The 21,731-nt window shown below is 69.9% G+C and carries 18 protein-coding genes; 6 read left to right on the top strand and 12 right to left on the bottom strand.

Annotation, left to right across the window (positions count from 1 at the left end; genetic code table 11):
* Positions 1-39: 39 nt before the first annotated feature.
* From ASG71_RS05565 to ASG71_RS05555, 3 genes are all read right to left on the bottom strand, one after another.
* On the bottom strand, positions 40-738 hold the full coding sequence (locus ASG71_RS05565) for a phosphoadenylyl-sulfate reductase (protein WP_056738553.1): 699 nt from the start codon (positions 736-738) through the stop codon (positions 40-42).
* 62 nt (positions 739-800) lie between these two features.
* Entirely contained in the window at positions 801-2,537 is a 1,737-nt protein-coding gene (locus tag ASG71_RS05560; RefSeq protein ID WP_056737698.1) for a nitrite/sulfite reductase, read from the bottom strand.
* A gap of 74 nt (positions 2,538-2,611) precedes the next feature.
* On the bottom strand, positions 2,612-3,349 hold the full coding sequence (locus tag ASG71_RS05555; RefSeq protein WP_056737697.1) for a sirohydrochlorin chelatase: 738 nt from the start codon (positions 3,347-3,349) through the stop codon (positions 2,612-2,614).
* Between the two features lie 61 nt (positions 3,350-3,410).
* Between ASG71_RS05555 and ASG71_RS05550 the strand changes: the two genes are divergently transcribed.
* Together ASG71_RS05550 and ASG71_RS05545 are read left to right on the top strand one after the other, a co-directional pair.
* Positions 3,411-4,082: a trimeric intracellular cation channel family protein gene (locus ASG71_RS05550; RefSeq protein ID WP_056737696.1), complete on the top strand. Its 672-nt coding sequence runs from the start codon at positions 3,411-3,413 to the stop codon at positions 4,080-4,082.
* Positions 4,083-4,096: 14 nt separating this feature from the next.
* A complete protein-coding gene (locus ASG71_RS05545) occupies positions 4,097-4,525 on the top strand; it encodes a hypothetical protein (RefSeq protein ID WP_056737695.1) in 429 nt (142 codons plus the stop codon).
* Positions 4,526-4,657: 132 nt separating this feature from the next.
* Here ASG71_RS05545 and ASG71_RS05540 read toward each other — a convergent pair whose 3' ends face one another.
* The 4 genes from ASG71_RS05540 to ASG71_RS05525 form a co-directional block, all read right to left on the bottom strand.
* Positions 4,658-5,479 carry an endonuclease domain-containing protein gene (locus ASG71_RS05540; protein WP_157366234.1) on the bottom strand — a complete coding sequence of 274 codons (822 nt, stop codon included), beginning with the start codon at positions 5,477-5,479 and terminating at the stop codon, positions 4,658-4,660.
* A 419-nt stretch (positions 5,480-5,898) separates the two neighbouring features.
* Positions 5,899-6,999 carry a polyprenyl synthetase family protein gene (locus ASG71_RS05535; protein ID WP_056737694.1) on the bottom strand — a complete coding sequence of 367 codons (1,101 nt, stop codon included), beginning with the start codon at positions 6,997-6,999 and terminating at the stop codon, positions 5,899-5,901.
* On the bottom strand, positions 6,996-8,354 hold the full coding sequence (locus tag ASG71_RS05530; protein ID WP_056737693.1) for a geranylgeranyl reductase family protein: 1,359 nt from the start codon (positions 8,352-8,354) through the stop codon (positions 6,996-6,998). The genes ASG71_RS05535 and ASG71_RS05530 overlap by 4 nt, the downstream gene beginning before the upstream one ends.
* Before the next feature lie 12 nt (positions 8,355-8,366).
* On the bottom strand, positions 8,367-9,158 hold the full coding sequence (locus ASG71_RS05525) for a demethylmenaquinone methyltransferase (RefSeq protein WP_082574902.1): 792 nt from the start codon (positions 9,156-9,158) through the stop codon (positions 8,367-8,369).
* A gap of 86 nt (positions 9,159-9,244) precedes the next feature.
* Here ASG71_RS05525 and ASG71_RS05520 point away from each other — a divergent pair, with 86 nt between their 5' ends.
* The 4 genes from ASG71_RS05520 (at position 9,245) to ASG71_RS05505 (ending at position 13,335) form a co-directional block, all read left to right on the top strand.
* Positions 9,245-10,588 (top strand): isochorismate synthase MenF, encoded by a 1,344-nt coding sequence (locus tag ASG71_RS05520; RefSeq protein ID WP_056737691.1) that lies wholly within the window; start codon positions 9,245-9,247, stop codon positions 10,586-10,588.
* 238 nt (positions 10,589-10,826) lie between these two features.
* Complete coding sequence (locus ASG71_RS05515) at positions 10,827-11,633, top strand: ABC transporter substrate-binding protein (RefSeq protein ID WP_056737690.1); 807 nt, start codon at positions 10,827-10,829, stop codon at positions 11,631-11,633.
* 104 nt (positions 11,634-11,737) lie between these two features.
* Positions 11,738-12,529: an amino acid ABC transporter permease gene (locus ASG71_RS05510; protein WP_056737689.1), complete on the top strand. Its 792-nt coding sequence runs from the start codon at positions 11,738-11,740 to the stop codon at positions 12,527-12,529.
* Positions 12,530-12,537: 8 nt separating this feature from the next.
* Positions 12,538-13,335: an amino acid ABC transporter ATP-binding protein gene (locus ASG71_RS05505; protein ID WP_056737688.1), complete on the top strand. Its 798-nt coding sequence runs from the start codon at positions 12,538-12,540 to the stop codon at positions 13,333-13,335.
* Between the two features lie 115 nt (positions 13,336-13,450).
* On the opposite strand, the gene ASG71_RS05500 is transcribed toward ASG71_RS05505, so the two are convergent.
* From ASG71_RS05500 to ASG71_RS05480, 5 genes are all read right to left on the bottom strand, one after another.
* Positions 13,451-14,419, bottom strand: a complete 969-nt coding sequence (locus ASG71_RS05500) for a type IV toxin-antitoxin system AbiEi family antitoxin domain-containing protein (RefSeq protein WP_056737687.1) — start codon at positions 14,417-14,419, stop codon at positions 13,451-13,453.
* Between the two features lie 204 nt (positions 14,420-14,623).
* Positions 14,624-16,360, bottom strand: a complete 1,737-nt coding sequence (gene menD / locus ASG71_RS05495) for a 2-succinyl-5-enolpyruvyl-6-hydroxy-3-cyclohexene-1-carboxylic-acid synthase (RefSeq protein ID WP_056738550.1) — start codon at positions 16,358-16,360, stop codon at positions 14,624-14,626.
* 47 nt (positions 16,361-16,407) lie between these two features.
* Entirely contained in the window at positions 16,408-18,156 is a 1,749-nt protein-coding gene (argS, locus tag ASG71_RS05490) for an arginine--tRNA ligase (protein ID WP_082574900.1), read from the bottom strand.
* 210 nt (positions 18,157-18,366) lie between these two features.
* Positions 18,367-20,457 (bottom strand): PhoX family protein, encoded by a 2,091-nt coding sequence (locus ASG71_RS05485; RefSeq protein WP_056737685.1) that lies wholly within the window; start codon positions 20,455-20,457, stop codon positions 18,367-18,369.
* 160 nt (positions 20,458-20,617) lie between these two features.
* A complete protein-coding gene (locus tag ASG71_RS05480; RefSeq protein WP_082574898.1) occupies positions 20,618-21,709 on the bottom strand; it encodes an o-succinylbenzoate synthase in 1,092 nt (363 codons plus the stop codon).
* Between the last annotated feature and the right edge of the window lie 22 nt (positions 21,710-21,731).

Raw genomic sequence — 21,731 nt, 5'->3', positions numbered from 1 at the left:
CCGCGGAGGCGGAGCCAGCCACGGAAGTCAGGAAGTTGCTCATACGTGTAGCCCGCATTCTGTCTTGTCGGTTCCTGCCCAGCGTCCGGCGCGGGGGTCATCGCCCGGCGCCACCTTTTGCGTGCAGGGCTGGCAGCCGATGGACGGGTAGCCCTGGGAAAGGAGCGGGTTGACGGGCAGGAGGTTGTCTTCGGAGTGCCGGACCAGCCGGTCGAAGGTCCAGGCGGCCACGGGGTTGACCTTGACCAGGCCGTTGGCCTCGTCCCAGGTGACCAGCGGGGTGGTGGTGCGGGTCGGGGCCTCGTCGCGGCGGACCCCGGTGAACCAGAGCTCGTAGCCGGCGAGGGTGCGGCGCAGCGGCGCGACCTTGCGCAGCGCGCAGCACCGCGCGGCGTCACGGGCAAAGAGGTCCCGGCCCAGCAGCCGGTCCTGCTGCTCCACGGTGCTCTCCGGCAGCACGTCGACGACGTTCACGCGCAGGTTCGCAGCCACCTCGTCGCGTGTGGCGTAGGTTTCCGGGAAGTGGTACCCGGTGTCCAGGAACAGCACGTCGACGCCGGGGAGCTGGTCCGCGACGAGCGCCGGCAGGACGGCGTCGGCCATGGAACAGGCGACGGCGACGGCGGGCAGTTCGAAGTTCCGCGCCACCCAGGCGATCACCTCTCGGGCCGGGGCGTCCCAGCCGAGCTCGGCCGCGCCGGCGGCGGCGAGAGCCTTGAGCTCCTCGTCGCTCCGCAGGGAGGGGCCACGACCGCCGGGGTCCCCGGCCGAGCTTGCGAGGTCGGGGAGCGGTTGGGGATTCACTGCAGGTCCCCTTCCTCGGCGGCGAAGGCCCATTCGGCGAAGCTCTGGCCCTCGGCGCGGTCCGCCACGAATTTCCGGACCACGCGCTCGACGTAGTCGGGAAGTTCCCCGGCGGTGACCTTGAGGCCGCGGACGGTGCGGCCCAGGCCGGCCTCCTCGCGGCTGTCGGAGGCGAGCCCGCCGCCGAGGTGGACCTGGAACCCCGGGGTGGGGCCGCCGTCGGGCGTGGGCAGCATCATGCCCTTGAGGCCGATGTCCGCGGTCTGGATCCTAGCGCAGGAATTGGGGCAGCCGTTGATGTGCAGGGAGAGGGCCTGCGGGAGCTGCTTGGTCTCGACGAGGTCGGCGAGGCGGCGTTCCAGCTCGGCGACGACGGTGGCGGCCGTGACCTTGGTTTCGACGATCGCGAGTTTGCAGAACTCGATGCCGGTGCAGGCGATGGTGCCGCGGCGGAAGACTGAGGGCCGGGCGGAGAGGCCCAGCGCGTCGAGCTCGGCCACGAGGGGCTCGACCTCGGCCTGGGGCACGTCGAGGACGACGAGCTTCTGGTGCGGCGTGGTGCGCAGCCGCCGGGAGCCCCGGGCCTCGAGGGTGTCCGCGAGCTTGACCAGCTGGCTGCCGGAGAGCCGGCCCGCGAGGGGTGTGGCGCCGATGAAGAACTTGCCGTCCTTCTGCTCGTGCACGCCGATGTGGTCGCCCGGGGTGGCCGGTTTGGGCGCGGCCGGGCCGTCGGCGAGCGCGTAGCCGAGGTATTCGTCCTCGAGGACCTGGCGGAACTTCACCGGCCCCCAGTCGGCCAGCAGGAATTTCAGCCGCGCCTTGGTGCGCATCCGCCGGTAGCCGTAGTCGCGGAAGATGCTGGTGACGCCCAGCCAGACGTCGGCGGCCTGTTCGGGCCGGACGAAGGCGCCCAGCCGCTTGGCCAGCATCGGGTTTGTGGACAGCGCGCCGCCCACCCACAGGTCGTAGCCGGCGCCGAGCTCGGGGTGGACGACGCCGACCAGGGCGAAGTCGTTGATCTCGTGCACCACGTCCTGGCTGGGGTGGCCGGTGATGGCGGTCTTGTATTTGCGCGGCAGGTTGGCAAGCTCAGGGTCGCCGATGAAGCGCTCGGACAGTTCCCGGATCAGGGGCGTGGGGTCGATGATCTCGTCCTTGGCGATGCCGGCCACCGGGGAGCCCAGGATGACGCGGGGCACGTCCCCGCAGGCCTCGGTGGTCGAGAGGCCGACGGCTTCGAGGCGGCGCCAGATCTCCGGCACGTCCTCGACCCGGATCCAGTGCAGCTGGATGTTCTGCCGGTCCGTGAGGTCCGCCGAGCCGCGGGCAAAGTCCTCGGAGATCCGGCCGATGACGCGCAGCTGCTCGGTGGTGAGGGCGCCGCCGTCGATCCTGACCCGGAGCATGAAGTACTTGTCTTCGAGTTCGTGGGGTTCCAGGGTGGCGGTCTTGCCGCCGTCGATGCCGGGCTTGCGCTGCGTGTACAGGCCCCACCAGCGGAAGCGGCCGTGCAGGTCGGTCCCGTCGATCGAGTCGAAGCCGTGCTTGGCGTAGACCGACTCGATACGCTCGCGGACGTTCAGCCCGCTGTCTTCCTGTTTCCAGGTTTCGTTGGCGTTCAGCGGGGCGGTACCGTCGACTTTCCACTGCCCGTGCGGCTTGGCGGCGGGGCGGGCGGGGCGGGAAGCGGCAGCCTGGTCCGGGGTCGCTCCGGCTAGAGCTGTATCAGTCATGAATCGACTGTAGGGGCGGCCGGGAAAGCCCCACAAAGGGTCAGAAACGCGGGGTCACCTTGGGCAACACTTCGTCATGAACGGTTGTCGGCGACCGCCGCGTCGTACCTCTCCAGCGCCAGTTCGGCGAGCACCGGGGAGGGAAGCAGCGGTGCGGTGACCAGGTCCGCCCCGGCCTTGGCGAGCTGGTCGTGGAAGAACCCCGGGGCCAGCAAATACGACGCGATGACCACGCGGCCGCCCAGGTCCACGGCCCCCGCGGACCGCCCGGCGCCGGCTCCCCCGGCCGCTTCTTCCCGCAGCATGGCGACGGCTTCGGGCACGGAGGGCCGGGCGGAAGCGCCGTAGGCGGCCACGATCCGGTTGGAGCGGAGCGTGCCCAGCCGGGCCGCGACTTCCTCGACATTCCCGGCGGCGGCGGCGTCGGAGGACCCCGCCGCGGCGACGATCACGGCGTCGTTGTCCGTGACCCCGGCCTCGCGCAAGCGCTGGTCCAGCAGCTCCGCGAGCCGCGGATCAGGGCCCAGCGGCGCCGCGGCCAGGGTGCCGGGGCGGCCCTGAACGGCCCGGGCAATGTCCACCTTGACGTGGTACCCAAGGCTGAGCAGCAACGGCACGACGACGGCGTCCGCGTCCGCCGGCAGCCCGGCGACGACGTCGGGCAGTCCGGGGTCCTGGACGTCGACGTACGCCTCCCGGACGGCCAGCCCGGGGCGCAGCGCGGAGATCGAGGCCCGCAGGGCATTGACTTCCGCGGCCCCCTCTGCGCTGGAGGTGCCGTGGGCGCAGGCGATCAGGATGGGGGTCTTCATAGCCGTTAGCGTAACCTTGGAGCCGCCCCATCCGCCCCTCACCAACCGTCCGGGACGCCCCATGACTTTCTCCTTTAGCCTCGTCCTGGTCTGGCTGGACCTGGCCGGTGTCTTCTTCTTCGCCGTGTCCGGTTCGCTGCTCGCGGCCCGCAAACAGTTCGACATTGTCGGTTCGCTGCTGCTGGCCTCGGTGGTCAGCCTGGGCGGCGGCGTCATCCGCGACCTCATCATCAACGCGGGACCGCCGGCGGCCTTCACCAACCCCGCCTACCTCGCGCCGCCGCTGCTGGCCACGGTGCTGGTGTATTTCCTCTTCCCCAGCGTCCGGCGCTTCACCTCGCTGCTGGTCCTGTTCGACGCGGGCGGCCTGGCCCTGTTCTGCATTACGGGCAGCCTGAAGGCCCTGGCCGCCGGGATGCATCCGGTCGCAGCGGTGCTGCTGGGCGTGACGACGGCGGTCGGCGGCGGGCTGCTGCGCGACATCACCGCGAACGAGGTGCCGCAGCTTTTCGATCCCGGCGACATCTACGCCCTGCCGGCCTTCGCCGGGGCGGCCCTGACCGTGGCGCTGTCCGTCACCGGGACGTTCAGCGCGTTCACCGCCAGTGCCGTGGCGGCCGTGGTTTTCGCCTTCCGCGTCACGGCCTGGCGGCGGCAGTGGCACGTGCCGCTGGCGGTCCGCGGACGGCACCGTCCGGGCATGGACGGCGCCCAAAGCGGGCCCGCGGATTAGCTAGGATAAGAACCATGACTGACATGTTCCTCGAGAAGTTCCGTGCGCTTGTTCCGAAGTATCTCGAGGACGAATGGCAGGAAGAGGACGGGCTGCCCGCCGAGGAACTCGACGCGGCCCTTTCCGAGCACCAGTTCCAGATCCCCCTGGTCCTCCGCGAGTTCTACCTGGCCCTCGGCGGCTGCGAGGACCTGATGGAGGCGTACCACTACTTCTGGGACCCCGAAGAACTCGAAGTAGACGATGAAGGCTTCTTGATGTTCCTCGAGGACGAGGAGGAACAGTTCACCTGGGGCTTCCGCGTCAGCGACCTCAGCGTTCCGGACCCGATCGTGTACCGCCGCAACAACGCCCGCGGCCAGTGGAAGAGCGAGGAAGGCACCTTCTCCGAGTTCGTCTTCGACATGTTCGACTGGGCCTTCAACGAGGACGACGAGGACTAACCCTCCCGGCCCCGGGTGCCCGGCTGTGCGGTTGCCTGGCTGCGGAGTCTCCCCACCTTTGAGACGGCCTGCCGGCGTGTCGCGCGAAACCGCCGGTGCATTCCGTCCGTTGCCGCTCAGAGGTGGGGAGATTCAGCGGACTACCCTGCCCCGCAGCACCTGCCACACCTCCGCGACGATTTTCTCTGGGTGGAAAACGACGTCCTGGTAGCCATACCTCAACACGGCGTACCCCGTCAGGGTGCTGGCGTTGTTCCGCCGCCGGTCCTTCTTCACCTGCGCCGGCTCCAAATGCGTGCCGCCGTCGATCTCCACGATGAGGAACCCTTCCAGCAGGAAGTCCACGATCCCGATACCGGGCAGGTCCACCTGGGTCTGCGTGAATATCCCCTCGCTCCGGAACAAGATCCTGGCGACCACCTCGATCGCGGAGCCGGCCGAACCGTCCACCAGGTCCAGCGCCGCCCGGGCTGAGCCGTTGCGGTTGCCGGGAAGTCGCTGCCGAAGGTAGTCGAGCGTGGTGCGCCCCTGCAGCAGCGCGCTTTCCACCATGACGGCGGCTTCCACGGGCGGCCGGCACCGGAGGGCGTGCAGCAGCGTATCCGTCAGCCCGGCCACGGGCTTCGGGAATTCCGGCGGGACCAGGCTCCCCCGGTGGATGATCACGCCCGAGGCCGCACCGTGGCGGCACAGGAGGTGCGGGCGCTCCGGTTCGTGGAGTCTCCAGAGCCTGTGGTGGCTTGCCGCCGAGAGGCAGGTCAGCACCCCGTTGTTCAGAACGGCGGCCACCAGGGCCGGGGCCGCACCCGGCAGCGCCACCACACCGTGCCGCAGCCGCACGAGCTCCCCCGCGCCGAGCATGTTGCGGATCTCCCGCTCCCGGAATCCCGCCTGAAGCAACGTTCCGGTCCGCGCGACGGAGCCGGCAAATTTCATGTACGTCGTGACATCCACGCCTCCAGTGGACCTGTCCGGACCTACCGCTGGGCGGCCCTCCGGGTCCTATGTGGACAAGCCGGGTTGGATTCTCCCCAGGGTCGGAGACGTCCGACGGCGCGTCGGCCCGACTCGCCGGTCGGTCGAGGCCGGGAGCGTGCAGAGGTGGAGAAAGTCCGACACCTACCGAACGCGAAGCTCGTGACAGTCAATTTACAGATCAACTAGACAACATGACAGAACTGTCATAAGCTTATTCATGGGTTCACCAAATGCCTCCGGTGAATCTGATGCGAACGGAGAAATGGCCCCGGTTCCTTACAACGGACGACTCGTTACGTTGTAAGGAACCGGGGCCATTCCCGTTTAAGCAGCCCTGCCCGGGCAGCCCGGTCAGCCCTGACCGGGCGGGCCACAAACGGCAGCCCGCGGACGCTCTAGCTGCTGCGGTCGACCACGGCGTGGGCGAAGCTGGTCAGCGAATCCTTGACCACGCCCTCGGGCAGAGGGGCCAGCGCCGCGATCGCCTCATCGGCCCAGGACCGCGCAACGGTCCAGGACTCGGCGGTCACCGGGTGCTCGCGCAGCCCGGCGACAGCGGCCGCGAGTGCTTCGTCGGAGCTGAGGTCGCCGTCGATCAGCTGCAGCAGCTCGGTGGCGGATCCGTCACCGTCGGCCACGGCCTTGCGCAGCAGCAACACCGGCAGGGTGGGAACGCCCTCGCGCAGGTCGGTGCCGGGAGACTTGCCGGACTTGACCTTGACGCCGGTGACATCAATGACGTCGTCGGCCAGCTGGAACGCGACGCCGACCTTCTCGCCGTACTCGACCAGCAGCGGCTCGTACGCCGGATCGGCGTTGGCGAAGATCGCGCCGAGCTGACCGGAAGCTGCCACCAGGGAGCCGGTCTTGTCCGCGATGACAGAGAGGTAATGCGCGACCGGGTCCTCGTCCGGCCGCGGACCCACGGTCTCGTGCAGCTGGCCCAGGCACAGCCGCTCGAAGGTGCGGGCCTGGATGCCGAGGGCGCGGGAGCCGAGTTCGGAGACCAGGATCGACGCCCGGGCAAAGATCAGGTCACCGGTCAGCACGGCCACCGAGTTGCCCCAGACCTCGTGCGCGGTGGGCGCACCGCGGCGGAAGGGGGCGGAGTCCATGACGTCGTCGTGGTACAGCGTGGCCAGGTGGGTGAGTTCGACGACGACGGCGGCCTGCACCACCGCCGGCAGGGAGGCGTCACCCAGGTGGGCGCAGAGCAGGGTCAGCAGGGGCCGGATGCGCTTGCCGCCGGCCTCCACCAGGTGGCGGGACGTGGCGTCGGCCAGCGGGTCGGAGTTGGCGATCGCCTCACGCAGCTTCTTCTCCACCCGGGCGAGGTTCGTGGTGATGGCCGGGCCCAGCTCGGGGTCCCCGGCGATTGCCGCGAAGCCTGCCGGCAGCTGGAGCCCGGTGGCGATGGCGGTGGTGTTCAGGTCGGGCTCGGTGCCCGGCAGGCCGTGTCCGGCGTGCGTCCAGCTTTGGTCTGCAGAGTTGGTCACGGGTTAACCCTAACTTTTTGTTGCGGAATCCGCGGATTTGAGTCCGGAGCAGGCCGGGTGTTGGAGGTGGCCGGAACGAGGGCCTCCAGGATACGGATCGTCCGGTCCTCGAGCCCCTTGGCGGAAGGATCGGTCAGGTTGGCCAGCAGCCGGACGACGAACTTCATCAGCAGCGGCAGGGGCATGCCGGTCCGGAGCGCCAGCTTCATGACCGCGGGCTTCCCGATCACGGCGGCAAACGCCCGGCCCAGGGTGAAGTGCGAACCCCACTGGTCCCGCACGTAGTCGGCATAGCCGGCAAGGCGTGCGTCGGTGTCGGCGCTGCTCCAGCCAGCCGCGGCGGTCCGGGCCGCGGCGTCGATGATGAACTCAGCCGCGAACCGGGCGGACTCCATCGCATAGGAGATGCCTTCGCCGTTGAACGGGGAGACCATGCCGCCGGCGTCGCCTAGCAGCAGCACGCCCGGCGCGTAGTGCGGGGTCCGGTTGAAGCCCATCGGCAGGGCGGCGCCGCGGATCTCCCCCACCTGGTTTTCCGGCGTGAAGCCCCATTCGGCCGGCATCCCGGCGGTCCAGTCGCGCAGGACCTCCTTGTAGTCGAGCTTGCCGAACTCCTTGGAGGAGTTCAGGATGCCCAGGCCCACGTTCGAGGTGCCGTCGCCGACGCCGAACACCCAGCCGTAACCGGGCAGGAGGTCCCCGCCGCGGGCGCCGGGGCGGGCCGAGGAGCGAAGCTCCAGCCAGCCTTCCATCCAGTCGTCGTCGTGCCGCGGGCTGGTGAAGTAGGTGCGCACCGCCACCCCCAGCGGGCGGTCGTCGCGCTTCTGCAGGCCGAGCGAGACGGCGGTGCGGCTTGAGTTGCCGTCGGCGGCGAGGACGACGTCGGCGGCGAAGTCCAGGGTCTGCCCGGTCTTCCGGCCGTTGTCATCCAGGACGGCGGCGCGGACGCCGGTGACCCGGCCGTCGTCGGAGCGCAGCGCCTCGGTGACGCTGTGGCGTTCCAGGATGACGGCGCCGGCGGACTCCGCGTGCCGGGCGAGTTCCTCGTCAAAGCCCAGCCGGGTGCGGATCAGGCCGTACTGCGGGAAGTCGGAGACCTCGGGCCAGGGCAGTTCGATGGTGCGGCCGCCCGCGATGAGCCGCAGGCCCTTGTTCCGCCGCCAGCCCTCGGATTCGGGGTGCGGCAGGCCGAGCTTCTGGATCTCGCGGACCGCGCGCGGGGTCAGGCCGTCGCCGCAGACCTTTTCGCGCGGGAAACTGGTCTTTTCCAGCACCGTGACCTCGACGCCGGCCCGGGCAAGGTAAAACGCGGCGGTGGACCCGGCAGGACCGGCTCCGACGATCAGAACTTTCACGGCTGCGGTCGGCTAACGCTGGGGCCGGGTGATGTTGCGCCGCAGCTTGGCCACGGGGCCGGTGTGGCTGGCGAGGGCCTTGGCGCCCGCCGCCGGACCGGCGCCGGGGCCGTCCGGCTTCCGGGCGCGGTGGACCGCGACGATGCCGCCGCTGAGGTTGCGGTACGTGACGTCCTCCCAGCCGGCTTCCTGCAGCCAGGCGGCCAGGTGGTCCTGGTCCGGCCAGGCGCGGATGGACTCGGCCAGGTAGACGTAGGCGTCGGGGTTCGAGGAGACCTTGACGGCGATGGCGGGCAGCGCGCGCATCAGGTACTCGGTGTACATGGTGCGCCACAGCGGCACGACCGGCTGGGAGAACTCGGCAATGACCAGCCGGCCGCCGGGCTTGGTCACCCGGAGCATCTCGGCAAGGGCCTTCTTGGGCTCGTTGACGTTGCGCAGGCCGAAGGAAATCGTGCTGGCATCGAAGGTGTTGTCCGCGAACGGCAGGCGGGTGGCGTCCCCGGCGATGAAGTTGATGTCCGGGCGGCGGCGCTTGCCGACCTTGAGCATGCCCAGGGAGAAGTCGCAGGCGACCACGTCGATGCCGGCGTCGGCGTAGGGTTCGCTGGAGGTGCCGGTCCCCGCGGCCAGGTCCAGCACGCGCTGGCCGGCCTTCACATCCATGGCCTCGACCACGATCCGCCGCCAGCGGCGGGTCTGCCCCATGGACAGGACATCGTTCACGACGTCGTATTTGGGGGCGACGTCGTCAAACATCGTCGCTACTTCGTCCGGACGCTTATCCAAGGATGCTCGGTTCACCCCGTCATTGTCTCAAAACTTCGACCCACCCCCTAACCGCCTTCCGGCCGGGGCGCGGCGCGCGGCGGGAGTAGTGTTAGCTCATCATGACGAGCGCGCTCCATACCAGAATTATCAGGACCCTGACAGTCCCCCTTGATGCAGAGTCATTCCCCGGGGGGCTGCCGTCGTTTCTGGTCCGCGACGACGTCCTCTGCTGGACCCGGCGCGAGGCCGGCCTGGTCGGCTTCGGCGAGGTCGCCCGGTTCACCGCCACCGGCCCGGACCGGTTCCTGGAAGCCGACATCTGGTGGCGCCACCTGGTCCTCGAGGCCGAGGTCACGGACGCCGTCGACTGCCCCGGCACCGGGCCGGTGGCCTTCGGTTCCTTTGCCTTCTCCAAGACCTCCGCGCACGAATCCCGGCTGATCGTCCCCGAAATCGTGGTGGGTCTGCGGGACGGCAGGGCGTGGCTGACGCAACTGACGTTCGACGGCGTCGAGCTCACCGACGCCGGTGCGCGTGCCGCCCTGCGGCGCTGGGTGGAGGCCCCCGGCACGGCGGCCGCCCCGCCCCCGGGCGGGACCGCCGTCCGCCCCGCGGTCGAGGCCAAGCTCAGCACCGGCTCGCTCAGCGAGGCGGAATGGATGGCCGCCGTCGCCGAGGGGGTCGCCGAAATCCGCACGGGCGCGCTGGAGAAGCTGGTGCTGGCGCGCGACGTCGTCGCCACCGTGCCCGACGGCGTCACCGCGGCCGGGATCCTGCGGGAACTCGCGGTGCGCTACCGCGAGTGCTGGACCTACGGCGTCGACGGCCTGGTCGGCTCCACGCCCGAGATGCTGATCCAGGTGGAGGGCAGGACGGCGCAGGCCCGGGTCCTGGCCGGAACCCTGGACCGCCGGGACGCCGAGGGCATGGACGGGCCGCCGCTGGAGTTCGCCGAGCGCGTGCTGGCCGGATCCGAGAAGCAGCGGCACGAGCACGACATCGCCATCGCCTCGCTGACCACCCAGCTGGCCCCGTTTTCGGAGGCCATGAACGCCCACAGCGAACCGTTCATCCTGGAACTGCCCAACGTCTGGCACCTCGCCTCCGACGTCAAGGCCGAACTGGCCGAGGTGGAGGGCCACGTCCCCACCTGTCTGGCGCTGATCAACGCCCTGCACCCCACGGCCGCGGTGTGCGGCACGCCCACGACCGTGGCGGGCGCGCTGATCCGCAAGCTCGAGCACCTGGACCGCGGCCCGTACGCCGGCCCGGTGGGCTGGCTCGACGCCGCCGGCAACGGCGAATGGGGCATCGCGCTGCGCGGGGCGGTCATCGAGGGACCGGACACGGTCCGGCTCTACGCCGGCTGCGGCGTCGTGGAGGGCTCCGTGCCCGAGGCCGAACTCGCCGAGACCTGGGCCAAGTTCCGCCCCATGCTGGAATCCCTTGGCATCAGTTCCTGACGGCGGCACGGCGGTGCGCGGGGCGCGGCCGTCCCGGCTGGCCGCTCGATCCGCCGGGCGCACGCACCGGAGGCGCGGAATCCGGGATCACAGACACGCTCGCCGGAGAAGGGCTTGTACTATGGGCGGGATTAGTTATCCAATAGTGAATCTTAGTTTTCTGTGATGCACATCTCTTATTCGGCGATAGACTATAAGCCGTTTTAGTCATGCATGCCCCTGCAACAAAAGGTAAATAATGCTGATCTCCCGTTCCTTCCTGGCCGGTTCCGCGGCCAAGGCGGCCGCCATCGCAGCGGTCGGCGCCCTCGCCCTGACCGGCTGCAGCTCTTCCGGCGGATCGACCACCACCGACTCCGGCGTGAAGCTGATCGAGTCCGGCAAGCTCACGGTCTGCTCCGACATCCCCTACGAGCCGTTTGAGTTCGTCAAGGACGGCAAGAACGTCGGCTTCGACATGGACCTGGCTGCCGAGGTCGCCAAGGACCTCAAGGTCGAGCCCAACGTCCTGACCGTGGCGTTCGAAGGCATCCAGTCCGGCCAGGCGCTCAACACCAACCAGTGCGACGTCGCGATCTCCGGTATCTCCATCACCGACGCCCGCAAGACGGTCATGGACTTCTCCACCCCGTACCTGGACGACGACCTGTCGCTGCTCGTGACCAAGGCGTCCGGGCTGAAGAACCTGGCCGACCTCAAGGGCAAGAAGGTCGGCGTCCAGCAGGGCACCACCGGCGAAGAGTACGCCAAGTCCAAGGGCCTGGAAACGATCCAGTACGAGAACACCGGCCTCCTGATCCAGGCGATCAAGACCGGCGGTGTCGACGCCGCGATCAACAACCAGTCCGTGCTGGGCTTCGCAGCCAAGGGCGATGACTCCCTGGTGTTCGCCGAGACCTACAAGACCGGCGAGAAGCTCGGCATCGCGGTCAAGAAGGACAACAAGGCGATGACCGAATCCGTCGACAAGACGCTCAAGCGCCTGTCTGACGACGGCACCATGGCAAAGCTCAAGACCACCTGGTTCGGCGAAGCCGCCAAGTAACCTGCCCGCCCGGACCGACCACAGCAGGGCGGTTCCGGCTCAGCCACCGGCCTCGGCCGCGACCTGACCCGGAACCGCCCCGCAACATGTAAAAGGCAAATCACATGGCAATGACTGTTCGCCAACGGGCCCGCGTGAGCCGGTCCGTTCAGTACGGACTGCTGGCGCTCGCCGTCGTCCTGTTTATTCTTTTCGCCGACTGGGCCTCCATCGGCAAGGCATTCTTCAACTGGGATTCGGCGGTCAAGCAGTTCCCGGAGATCATCACCCTGGCGCTGAAGAACACCCTGATCTACACCGCGCTGAGCTTCGTGGTGGGCCTGTCCGGCGGCCTGCTGCTGGCGCTGATGAAGCTGTCCTCGGTGGCGGTGTGGCGCTGGATCGCCACCCTCTACATCGAGTTCTTCCGCGGCGTCCCGGCGCTGCTGGTGTTCATTGCCTTCGGCTTCGGCATCCCGACCGCCTTCGGCGTCCGGTTCGACATTTACGTCACGGTGATGCTGGCGCTGGGCATGGTGGCCGCGGCCTACATCGCCGAAACCCTCCGCGCCGGCCTGCAGGCGGTCCCCAAGGGCCAACTGGAGGCCGCCCGGTCGCTGGGCATGCCGCATTGGCGGGCCATGGTCTCGATCGTGATCCCGCAGGCCTTCAAGATCGTGCTGCCGCCGCTGACCAACGAGGTCATCCTGCTGACCAAGGATTCCTCCCTGGTCTACCTGCTGGGCCTGGCCGCGTCGCAGTACGAGCTCACCAAGTTCGGCCGCGACGGCATCACCCAGCCCAACGCCGGCCTGACCCCGCTCGTGATTGCCGGCGCCTGCTACCTGATCATCACCGTTCCGCTCGGCATTCTGGCCCGCCGCTTTGAATCCCGAACCGCCAAGACGAAGGGCTAGGAGTCACCATGGCTGAATCAACGTCATCGGCTGCCGCGAAGCAGATCCAGGCCGCCGGTGTCTCCATCAAGGAGCTCCGCAAGTCCTACGGCTCCAACGAGGTCCTCAAGGGCATCGACCTGGAGGTCGCCCCCGGCGAAGTGGTCTGCCTGATCGGACCGTCCGGCTCCGGCAAGTCCACCCTGCTGCGCTGCGTGAACCTGCTTGAGCAGCCCAACGTGGGCACCATCCACGTCGGTGGTTTTGAGTCGACGGACCCGGACGTGGACATCGACAAGATGCGCCGCAAGGTCGGCATGGTGTTCCAGCAGTTCAACCTCTTCCCGCACCTGAGCGCACTGCAGAACTGCACCATCGCGCAGACCAAGGTGCTCAAGCGCAGCCAGGCCGACGCCGCGGAAGTGGCCCGGAAGAACCTCGCGCGGGTGGGTCTGGACCACCTCGCTGACCGCTTCCCGGACCAGCTCTCCGGCGGCCAGCAGCAGCGCGTGGCGATCGCCCGGGCGCTGAGCATGGACCCCGAACTGATGCTCTTCGACGAGCCGACGTCGGCCCTGGACCCTGAGACGGTGGGCGATGTGCTCGCCGTCATGCGGAACCTGGCCAAGGAAGGCATGACCATGCTGGTGGTGACCCACGAGATGGGCTTCGCCCGCGAGGTGGCCGACCGGGTGGTCTTCATGGACGGCGGCGTGGTCGTCGAAGAGGGCGCGGCCGAACAGGTCATCGGCGCCCCGACGCAGCCCCGCACCCAGGAATTCCTGCGCCGGGTCCTCGACCCGACGCACATCGACATCGCGGAGTAATCCCGCACCGCTTTCCTTTTTTGCGGCGGGACTCCGCTTGCGACGCGCAAATGCCCCTGCGCTGCCGAATTCCGGCAGCGCAGGGGCATTTGCGCGTCGAGAAGTGGTTCGCGTGTCATCCCCGCCGGACTTCTCCAGCAGAGCGGGCACGACGCCGGGGCACCCCGGCCGCCGCAAGCTTCCGCTCCAGCCGGCTCGGCTCTATCAGATCCGACCATACCCAGCGGACCACACCATATCCCTGCGCCCGGATCCGGTCTTCCCGCATCTTTTCATCGATGACGGCCTGTGCCGGCGTTCGGCCCTTGAGGTATTCGGGCTTGAGGTACTTCTCGACGCCATCGAACTCACCTGCAATCCGCACATCGTCCCAGTAGTAGTCCGTGTAGCCCACGAGTCCCGCCTCATCACGAACCTCGTATTGGAGGTCCGGGGCCTGAAGCCCGGCCACACGCATGAGCGCCCGCCCGAAGGACTCCCCCGCCGATCCAGAGCTCGGATCAGCGAACTCCACCACCGTCCTGATCCGCCGTGCCGCCGCCGCCGAGTAGTTCCCCTCGATCCCGGCCAGAAGCTGCTCTTTGGTCAGGGATGACAGCCGCTGCTCGGCGTCGGGTTTCAGGACGTAGTCGAGGGGAACTACCGCCTCGGCAAAGGGCGTGAAGGCGGCAAGATCCAGCACGGTGCGAACCCTGCTAGTCACCAACAGCCCGTCGCGTTCGACATATTCCAGCCCGTCCTGCGGCGAGTAGTGCCGCCGCACGCCCGCCCGTGAGCGGCCGCCGTCGTTCTGCAGCGTCAGGGCATGGACGGGCTGCCGGATCCCGATGGTCGGTATCTTCCATACCGAAGCCGCGGAGTGCCGGGCAAAAATCGTCGGGGCAACGAATGTCTCCGCGGCTGCACTGACCCTAAGGCGGTACTGATCCCAGGGTTTCAGGGCCCGCCACACGCCGCCGTCGACATAGACGCCCTGGCGCACCCGCACCAGCGCCCCGGACCGGCAGCGCCGTGCCAGCTCCTTGGGCGAAAGCCCGTGCTCGATGTGTTCGCGGGCCAAAATCAACCTTGGCAACTCAGTCATGGGCTGACGCTCCCAGACCGGCCGGAGATCACACCACTAAGGGTCACAGCCATGTGGAAAATCCGACCCGCTGGCGGTTTCACGCTGCGCCAATGTCTGGGCGCTACAGGTAATCAGGCGTCGAAAGGGCGTTGGCGCGTCGCCCGCCGATGAGCGCCGCGCCAGGCAGTAACTGCGTCACCCTGCGGGCGGCGGCCCGGGCGGCTATCCGCCGAGGACCCCGGCCACGGCGGCGGCGACCGCGGTGCGGATGCGTCCGTGCAGTGCCCGGAGGTCCCGCCGGTCGGCGCGGACCTCGATGATGCTGCGGCCCGTCACGGGTTCCGCCAGCGCCGCCGCCAGCTCCGCCGTCGTGCCCACCGCGCGGTGCGCGACGCCGTACGCGGCGGCGAGGGCGGAAAGGTCCACGGAGTGCGGGGTGCCGAAGAGTCGTTCGACGGCGGTGCCGTAGCGGCCGGACTGCTCGACGGCGCCGTGCTCCAGGAGCCCGAAAATGGCCCCGCCGGCGTCGTTGAGGACCACGATCCGCAGCGGCGGCTCGGTCTCCCCCGCGCCCAGCAGCAGGCCGCCGGCGTCGTGCAGGAACGTCACATCGCCCAGCAGCACGGTGGTTTCCTGCCGGCCGCCGACGGCGATGCCGGTCGCGGTGGCGAGGGTGCCGTCGATCCCGGCCAGGCCGCGGTTGGCGAAGACGGTGGCCTGGGGTTCCTGCGGCGGCGCCCCGGCCAGGTCGACGTCGCGGATCCCGTTGGAGGAGCCCAGTACCAGCTGCCCGCGGGCGTGTTCCCAGACCAGGGCTCCGACGGCGGGGCCGGTGGCGGGCGTGCCGGCCCCGGCCCCGGCGTTGGGACCGGCGAGCACCTGGTCCAGGGCGTGCTGCGCGGCGGCGCCGGCCAGCAGCCAGGCGTCGAGCCAGGCGGCGGGGCCGCGGCCGGCGAAGTCGGCGAGGTCCGCGAGGGTTTCCAGGGGCAGCTCGGTCCGGCGGCCGGCCTCGTACCAGGCGACGGGCACGGGCTGGTAGAGCGCGGACGGGACATCGGCCCGCGCCAGCAGGGCGGACACCGGCCGGGACAGCGTGGGGCGGCCGAACAGCACGACGCGCTCGACCGGCTGGCCGGATTCCGGGCCGAAATGCTCCAGCAGCAGCCGGTACGGGCCCACCGCGTTGGGGCCGAACCGGGCGTTGGAGGAGGGCTCGGCGAGCAGCGGAAGGCCGTGGGCCCGGGCGAACGCCTCGGCGACCGGACCGGCGTCGTGTCCGGCCAGGACCACGGTGCGCCGCTCGGGCAGCGCCGCGGAGGCCGCCGGGAAATCGAGCGCCAGCGGGTGCCGCGGGGCGCGGTGGATCCGGCGTCCGACCTCCTCGCCGCCGCCCAGGCGGTCGCCGTCGGCTGGGACCAGCGGATCACGGAAGGCGAGGTTCAGCTGCACCGGGCCGGGCGGGATATCCTCGAACGCGCCGGTGGCGGCGCTCAGCGCGGTCTCGACTGCCCGCAGCGGGTTGTCCCCGGCGGCGACGTCGGCCGCGAACCGGACGTGGTCGCCGAAGAGATCCGGCTGCACGGTGGTCTGGTTGGCGCCGGTGCCGCGGAGCTCCTCCGGCCGGTCCGCGGACAGGACCACCAGCGGCACGGCGGCGTGGTTGGCTTCCATCACGGCTGGCAGCAGGTTGCCGACGGCGGTACCCGAGGTGGTCAGCACGGCTGCGGGGGCGCCGGTCGCCAGGGCCAGGCCCAGGGCGGTGAAGCCGGCGTCGCGTTCGTCGATCCGGACCAGCAGCTCCACCCGGCCGGCGGCGTCGGCCTCGGCCAGGGCGTAGGCCATCGGTGCCGAGCGGGAGCCGGGGGCGACAACGACCGAGCGCACCCCGGCGGCCAGCAGCGCCGCGACGGCCACCCGCGCGGCCTCCACCGCGCCCAGCGCACCGCCCGCGGCGGGCACGCCCGGCTCCCCGCCGCCGTCGGAACCGGCAGGCTCCCCGGCCGGAGTCACATGTTCTCCGGCGTCTCGATGCCGAGCAGGTCCAGGCCGGCGGACAGCCGGCGCAGGACCAGGCCGCAGAGCGCCAGCCGGGAGTCGCGGACGGTGTCCCCGGCCTTGAGGACCGGGCACTGGTCGTAGAAGGAGGTGAACAGCTGGGCGAGTTCGAACAGGTAGGCGCAGAGCCGGTGCGGTTCGAGCTGTTCGCCGACCTTCCGCAGCGTGGCGTCGTAGTCGAGCAGGTGCAGGGCCAGGGCGCGTTCGGCCGGTTCGACGACGGCGATCCTCGCCGCAGGTGCGGCGTCGGCACCGGTGTGGCGTTCGAGTTCCCCGGCCTTGCGCAGGATGGAGCGGATCCGGGCGGCCGCGTACTGGACGTACGGGCCGGTGTTGCCGCTGAGGGCGAGCATGCGGTCGAAGTCGAAGACGTACTCGGTGTCGTGTCCGGTGGAGAGGTCGGCGTACTTGACTGCGCCGATGCCCACCTGCCGGGCCGTGACCGCCCGCTCGTCGTCGCTGAGTTCGGGCCGGCTGGCGTCGATGACCGCCCGGGCCCGGTCCACGGCCTCCTGCAGCAGCGCCATCAGCTTGACCGGGTTGCCGGCGCGGGACTTGAGGATTTTGCCGTCCTCGCCGAGGACGTTGCCGATCTGGACGTGGGTGGCCTCGACCGTGTCCGGCAGCCAGCCGGCGTCCCGGGCCGTCGCCATGACCATCCGCAGGTGCACGTTCTGCGGCGCGCCCACGACGTAGAGCACCCGGTCCGCTTCCAGTTCCCGGACCCGGTACCGGATCGTGGCCAGGTCGGTGGTGCCGTAGCCGTAGCCGCCGTCGGACTTTCGGATGATTAGCGGCAGTGGGTCGCCGTCGCGGCCGGTGAAGCCGGCCGGGAAGGTGCAGAGCGCGCCCTCGCTGACCCGGGCGATGCCGCGTTCCTCGAGTTCCTGGCACAGCTGTGCCAGATGCGCGTCGTAGGAGCTCTCGCCGGCGATATGGTCGTCGGTCAGGCTGATGCCGAGCATTGAGTAGATGGCGTTGAAGTAGCGCTTGGACTGGGCCACGAGCCGCTGCCAGACCGCGAAGGTTTCCGGGTCCCCGCTCTGCAGGGCCACCACCCGGAGCCGGGCGCGGGTGGCGAAGCCGTCAGATTCGTCGCCTGCGGCCGCGGCGGAGGCGTCGAATTTCGCGCGGGCGGCCTGGTAGAAGGCGCTCGGGTCATCGACCAGCAGGGCGGCCTCCGGCGAGTCCTCCCCCACCTCGAGCCAGTGTTCGATCAGCATGCCGAACGGGGTGCCCCAGTCGCCGATGTGGTTCTGCCGGATGACGGTGTGGCCGAGCGATTCGAGGACGCGCACGATGCTGTCGCCGACCACCGTGGTGCGCAGGTGGCCGACGTGCATTTCCTTGGCGACGTTCGGGGAGGAATAGTCGACGACGACGCGGTGCAGCGGCGCGGGCTGCGCGCCCGCGGCGGGCTGCGGAGCGTTGAGCAGCTCCTCGATCCAGGTGCCGTCGAAGGTGAGGTTGATGAAGCCGGGGCCGGAGATCTCGACCAGGCTGCAGACGCCGTCGAGGTCCAGGGCCTCCACGATCCTGGCCGCGGCGTCGCGCGGCGGCAGGCCGACCCTCTTGGCCAGCGCCATGGCGGCGTTGATCTGGATGTCGGCGAACTGCGACGGCCTGATCACCGGGTCCGTCTGGCGGTATTCCTCGCCGAACGCGGAGGCAATAGCTGCCTGGACTCTGGGGACAACCAATTCGGCCGGATTATTCACACTGTTCAAATTATCAGTTCCCCCCACCCCCGACGCTCCCTCACCTCCGGCGCCCCCAACGCAGACGCTCCCTCACCTCTGGCCGCTTAAACGCAAACGCTCCCTCACCTCTGGACCTGTAAGAACCAGAAGTGAGGGAGCGTCCCCCGGAAACCCGCCCGACGTGAGGGAGCGCCGGGAGGGGCGAGGAGGTTAGTCGTCGGTGCGGAAGACCTGGACCACGGAGGGGCGCGGAAGCCGGGCCTGGCCCGGCTTCGGGGTGGCTCCGGCGGCGACGTAGTCCGGGAAGTAGGAGTTCTGTGCCTCGAAGCTGCCGTCTTCCCCCGGGTGCTGCACGGAGACGAAGACGTGCCGTTCCTCGTCGTGGACGATCGGTCCGCAGGTCTCGGCGTCGCGGGGGACGGCCAGGAACTGCTCCACGCGGCCGCGTTCGGGGCCGGCCAGGGTGACCTTGAAGAGCCCGTCGGCGTAGCCGGTGCTGGAGGGTGCGCCGTCGGTGGAGATCCACAGGTTGCCCACCGAGTCGAAGGCCAGGTTGTCCGGGCAGGAGATCGGCGAGACCTGGTCGGCGGGGAAGCCGGCGAAGTACGCGGAGGTGTTCTTGGCCGGGTCGCCGCAGACCATCAGCAGGTTCCAGTTGAACACCGTGGAGGTCTGGTCGCCGCGCTCGGTGATTTCCACGATGTGCCCGTCGCGGTTGAGGCTGCGCGGGTTGACCTCGGTGGCGCCTTCCTTCCCGGCCTTGCCGCGGTCGGAGTTGTTGGTGCAGGCCACGTAGACCTTGCCGGTGTGCAGGCTCGGCTGTACGTCTTCGCAGCGGTCCATCTTGGTGGGGCCCACCTTGTCCGCCGCCAGCCGGGTGTAGACCAGCACTTCTTCCACGCTCATCCCGGCGACCTTGGACTTGCCGTCCACCACCAGCGGGAGCCATTCGCCGGCGCCGTCGAAGGCCCCGTCCGCGGGGAGCTTCCCGGAGCCGTCGATTTCCGCCGCCGGGGAGTCACCGGTGAACTTCGCCACGAAGAGGTCGCCCTCGGAGAGCAGCGTCATGTTGTGCCGGCGGTCGGCAGCGGTGGTGCCGGGACGGTACTTGTCCTTGGAGACGAACTTGTAGAGGTAGTCGAACTTTTCATCGTCGCCCATGTAGGCCACGACGTGCCCGGAGGCGGCGACGATGACGTTGGCGCCCTCGTGCTTGAAGCGGCCCATCGCGGAGTGCTTCTTCGGCGTCGACGTCGGATCCTGCGGGTCCACCTCGACGATCCAGCCGAAGCGGTTGCTCTCGTTGGCGTAGCCGGGGTTGCGGGTGTCGAAGCGGGGGTCATCGAGCTCCCACTGGCGGGCGGTGGGCTTGCTGGTGAGGCCGTAGCGCTTGTCTTCTGCGGACGTTCCGGCGGCGACGAAATAGCCGTTGAAGTTTTCTTCACCCGAGAGGATGGTGCCCCACGGCGTAGTGCCGCCGGAGCAGTTGCCCAGGGTGCCCTTGATGGTGCGGCCGGCGGGGTCGGCGATGGTGCTGACCAGGGCGGACCCGGCGGCGGGGCCGGTCAGTTCGTAGCTGGTGTCGGTCAGGAAGCGGCGGTTCAGTCCGGCGCCCTTGACGTAGCGCCACGGCTGGTTCTTGTTGCGGCGTTCGAGTTCGACGACGGTCAGTCCGTGGGCGGCGCGGCCGATCGAGCGCGCTTCGGCGGCGTCGAAGCCGGCCGGAAGCATGATGCCCTCGTTCGTGTACTCGTGGTTGGTGAAGAGCACGGCCCGGCGGCCCTTGGCGTCCAGCGGCAGGATGTCCGTGTAGTCGTTGTTGTAGCCGAACTGGCGTGCCTGTGCAGCCGCGCTCTGGCGGTCGGCGTCGAACGCCGGCGAGTCGTTGAACAGCGGGTCACCCCAGCGGATGATCGGCTGCCAGCTGTAGCCGGCCGGCACGGTGAAGGCGTCGACGGCGGCGTCGACCGGCGCGATCGCGGTGAAGCGCAGCTTGGACTTCTCAAAGCCCTGCTTCGCTGCGGCGGCCAGCCCGGGTCCCCCGGCCGCGGCAGGCTCCGCGGAGGTGACGGCGTTGCCGAAGACGACGGCGAGCGCACCGGCCGCGCCGAAGCCCAGCGCCGTGCGGCGGGACATCGTGGCGGAGGCGATGTCGCGGAAGTAGTCGTTCGAGCTGCTGTTGCAGACCTCGCCGGAGCAGGCGTTGTCGCACTTGAGGGCACAGGTCACGGGGCTGCGCTTGCCCTTGGTGTGGCCCAGCATGGGCAGCAGGGAAAACTTGCGTCCGGAGGAGACAGGCATGGGTGGGACCTTCCAAAACTTTAGGGATGCGTCCCGGCCAGCCTGCCAGCGGCGGACAACGCGGAGCGGTCCAGAAGGTGACGACAGGGTGAACGCTCTCACATTCCGCTGAACCCGTCCGCCGCTCCGCCAGCGCCGTTTCCGGCGTTCGACGGGGCCGCTACGGAGCGGTCGGGGAGGCCAGGACGGCGTGCACCCGCCGTAGCCGGTCCAGCCACCAGTCCCTGCGTTCGGGCGGCGCGGCGAACGCGTCCAGCAGCCCGGGATCGGCACGCACGTCGCGGAGCCGGATGGCGCCGTCGTCGGGGACCAGGGGGTCCCGGGTGACGTCGGCGGCGAGCAGCGACACCGTGCCGAGGCCGCAGGCGTAGGGCAGCTCCGGCAGGGCCGCCGCCAGGGCGAGGCCGGCGCGGATCCCGACCGAGGTGTCCAGGGCGGAACTGACGACGGCGGGCAGTCCGGCCTGCGCCACGATCTCGAGCGCGCGCCGCACGCCGCCCAGGGGCGCCACCTTGACGACCACCAGGTCCGCCGCGCCGGCGCGGGCTACCTTGAGCGGGTCGTCCTCCTTGCGCACGCTCTCGTCCGCGGCGATCAGCACCGGAACACCGCCGGCCCGGAGCCGCCGCCGCACCTCGGCGAGGCCGGCGATGTCCGGGACCGGTTGTTCGGCGTATTCGAGGCCGACGGCGGCGAGCCGGGTCAGGGCCTCGACCGCACCGTCGACGTCCCAGCCGCCGTTCGCGTCGACCCGGATGGCGGCGTCCGGCAGCGCGGCCCGCACGGCGTCCACCCGCGCCGCGTCGTCGTCGAGCGTCTGGCCGGCCTCGGCGACCTTGACCTTCACGGCGTCCACCCGGCCGAAGCGGGCCAGGACCTCCGGTACGCGCTCCGCGGGCACCGCCGGGACGGTCGCGTTCACCGGGATGCTGTCCCGCAGGGGTTCGGGGAAGCCCTGCCAGCCGGCTTCGAGGGCGGCCGAGAGCCAGCGGGCGGCCTCGGCATCGCCGTACTCGGGAAAGGGGCAGAACTCGGCCCAGCCCCGCGGTCCGGGCAGGAGCAGGGCCTCCCGCCGGGTAATCCCGCGGAACTTCACGCGCATCGGCAGGCTGACCACCCGGGCGGTATCCAGCAACTCCTCCACGCCGACGTGTCCGGGGCCGGCGCCCGGCGAACCGGGGCCGGTGCTTTGGCGTGCTTGCGGGGCGGGACGGGCGCCGGTGGCGGCGGGGCGGTCGGCGCTGGTGGGCATGGCTGTACTCTACCCGCGGCCG

This window comes from Arthrobacter sp. Soil763 (genome assembly GCF_001428365.1).
GTDB lineage: Bacteria > Actinomycetota > Actinomycetes > Actinomycetales > Micrococcaceae > Arthrobacter.
This window is presented reverse-complemented; position numbering and strand designations above follow the sequence as displayed.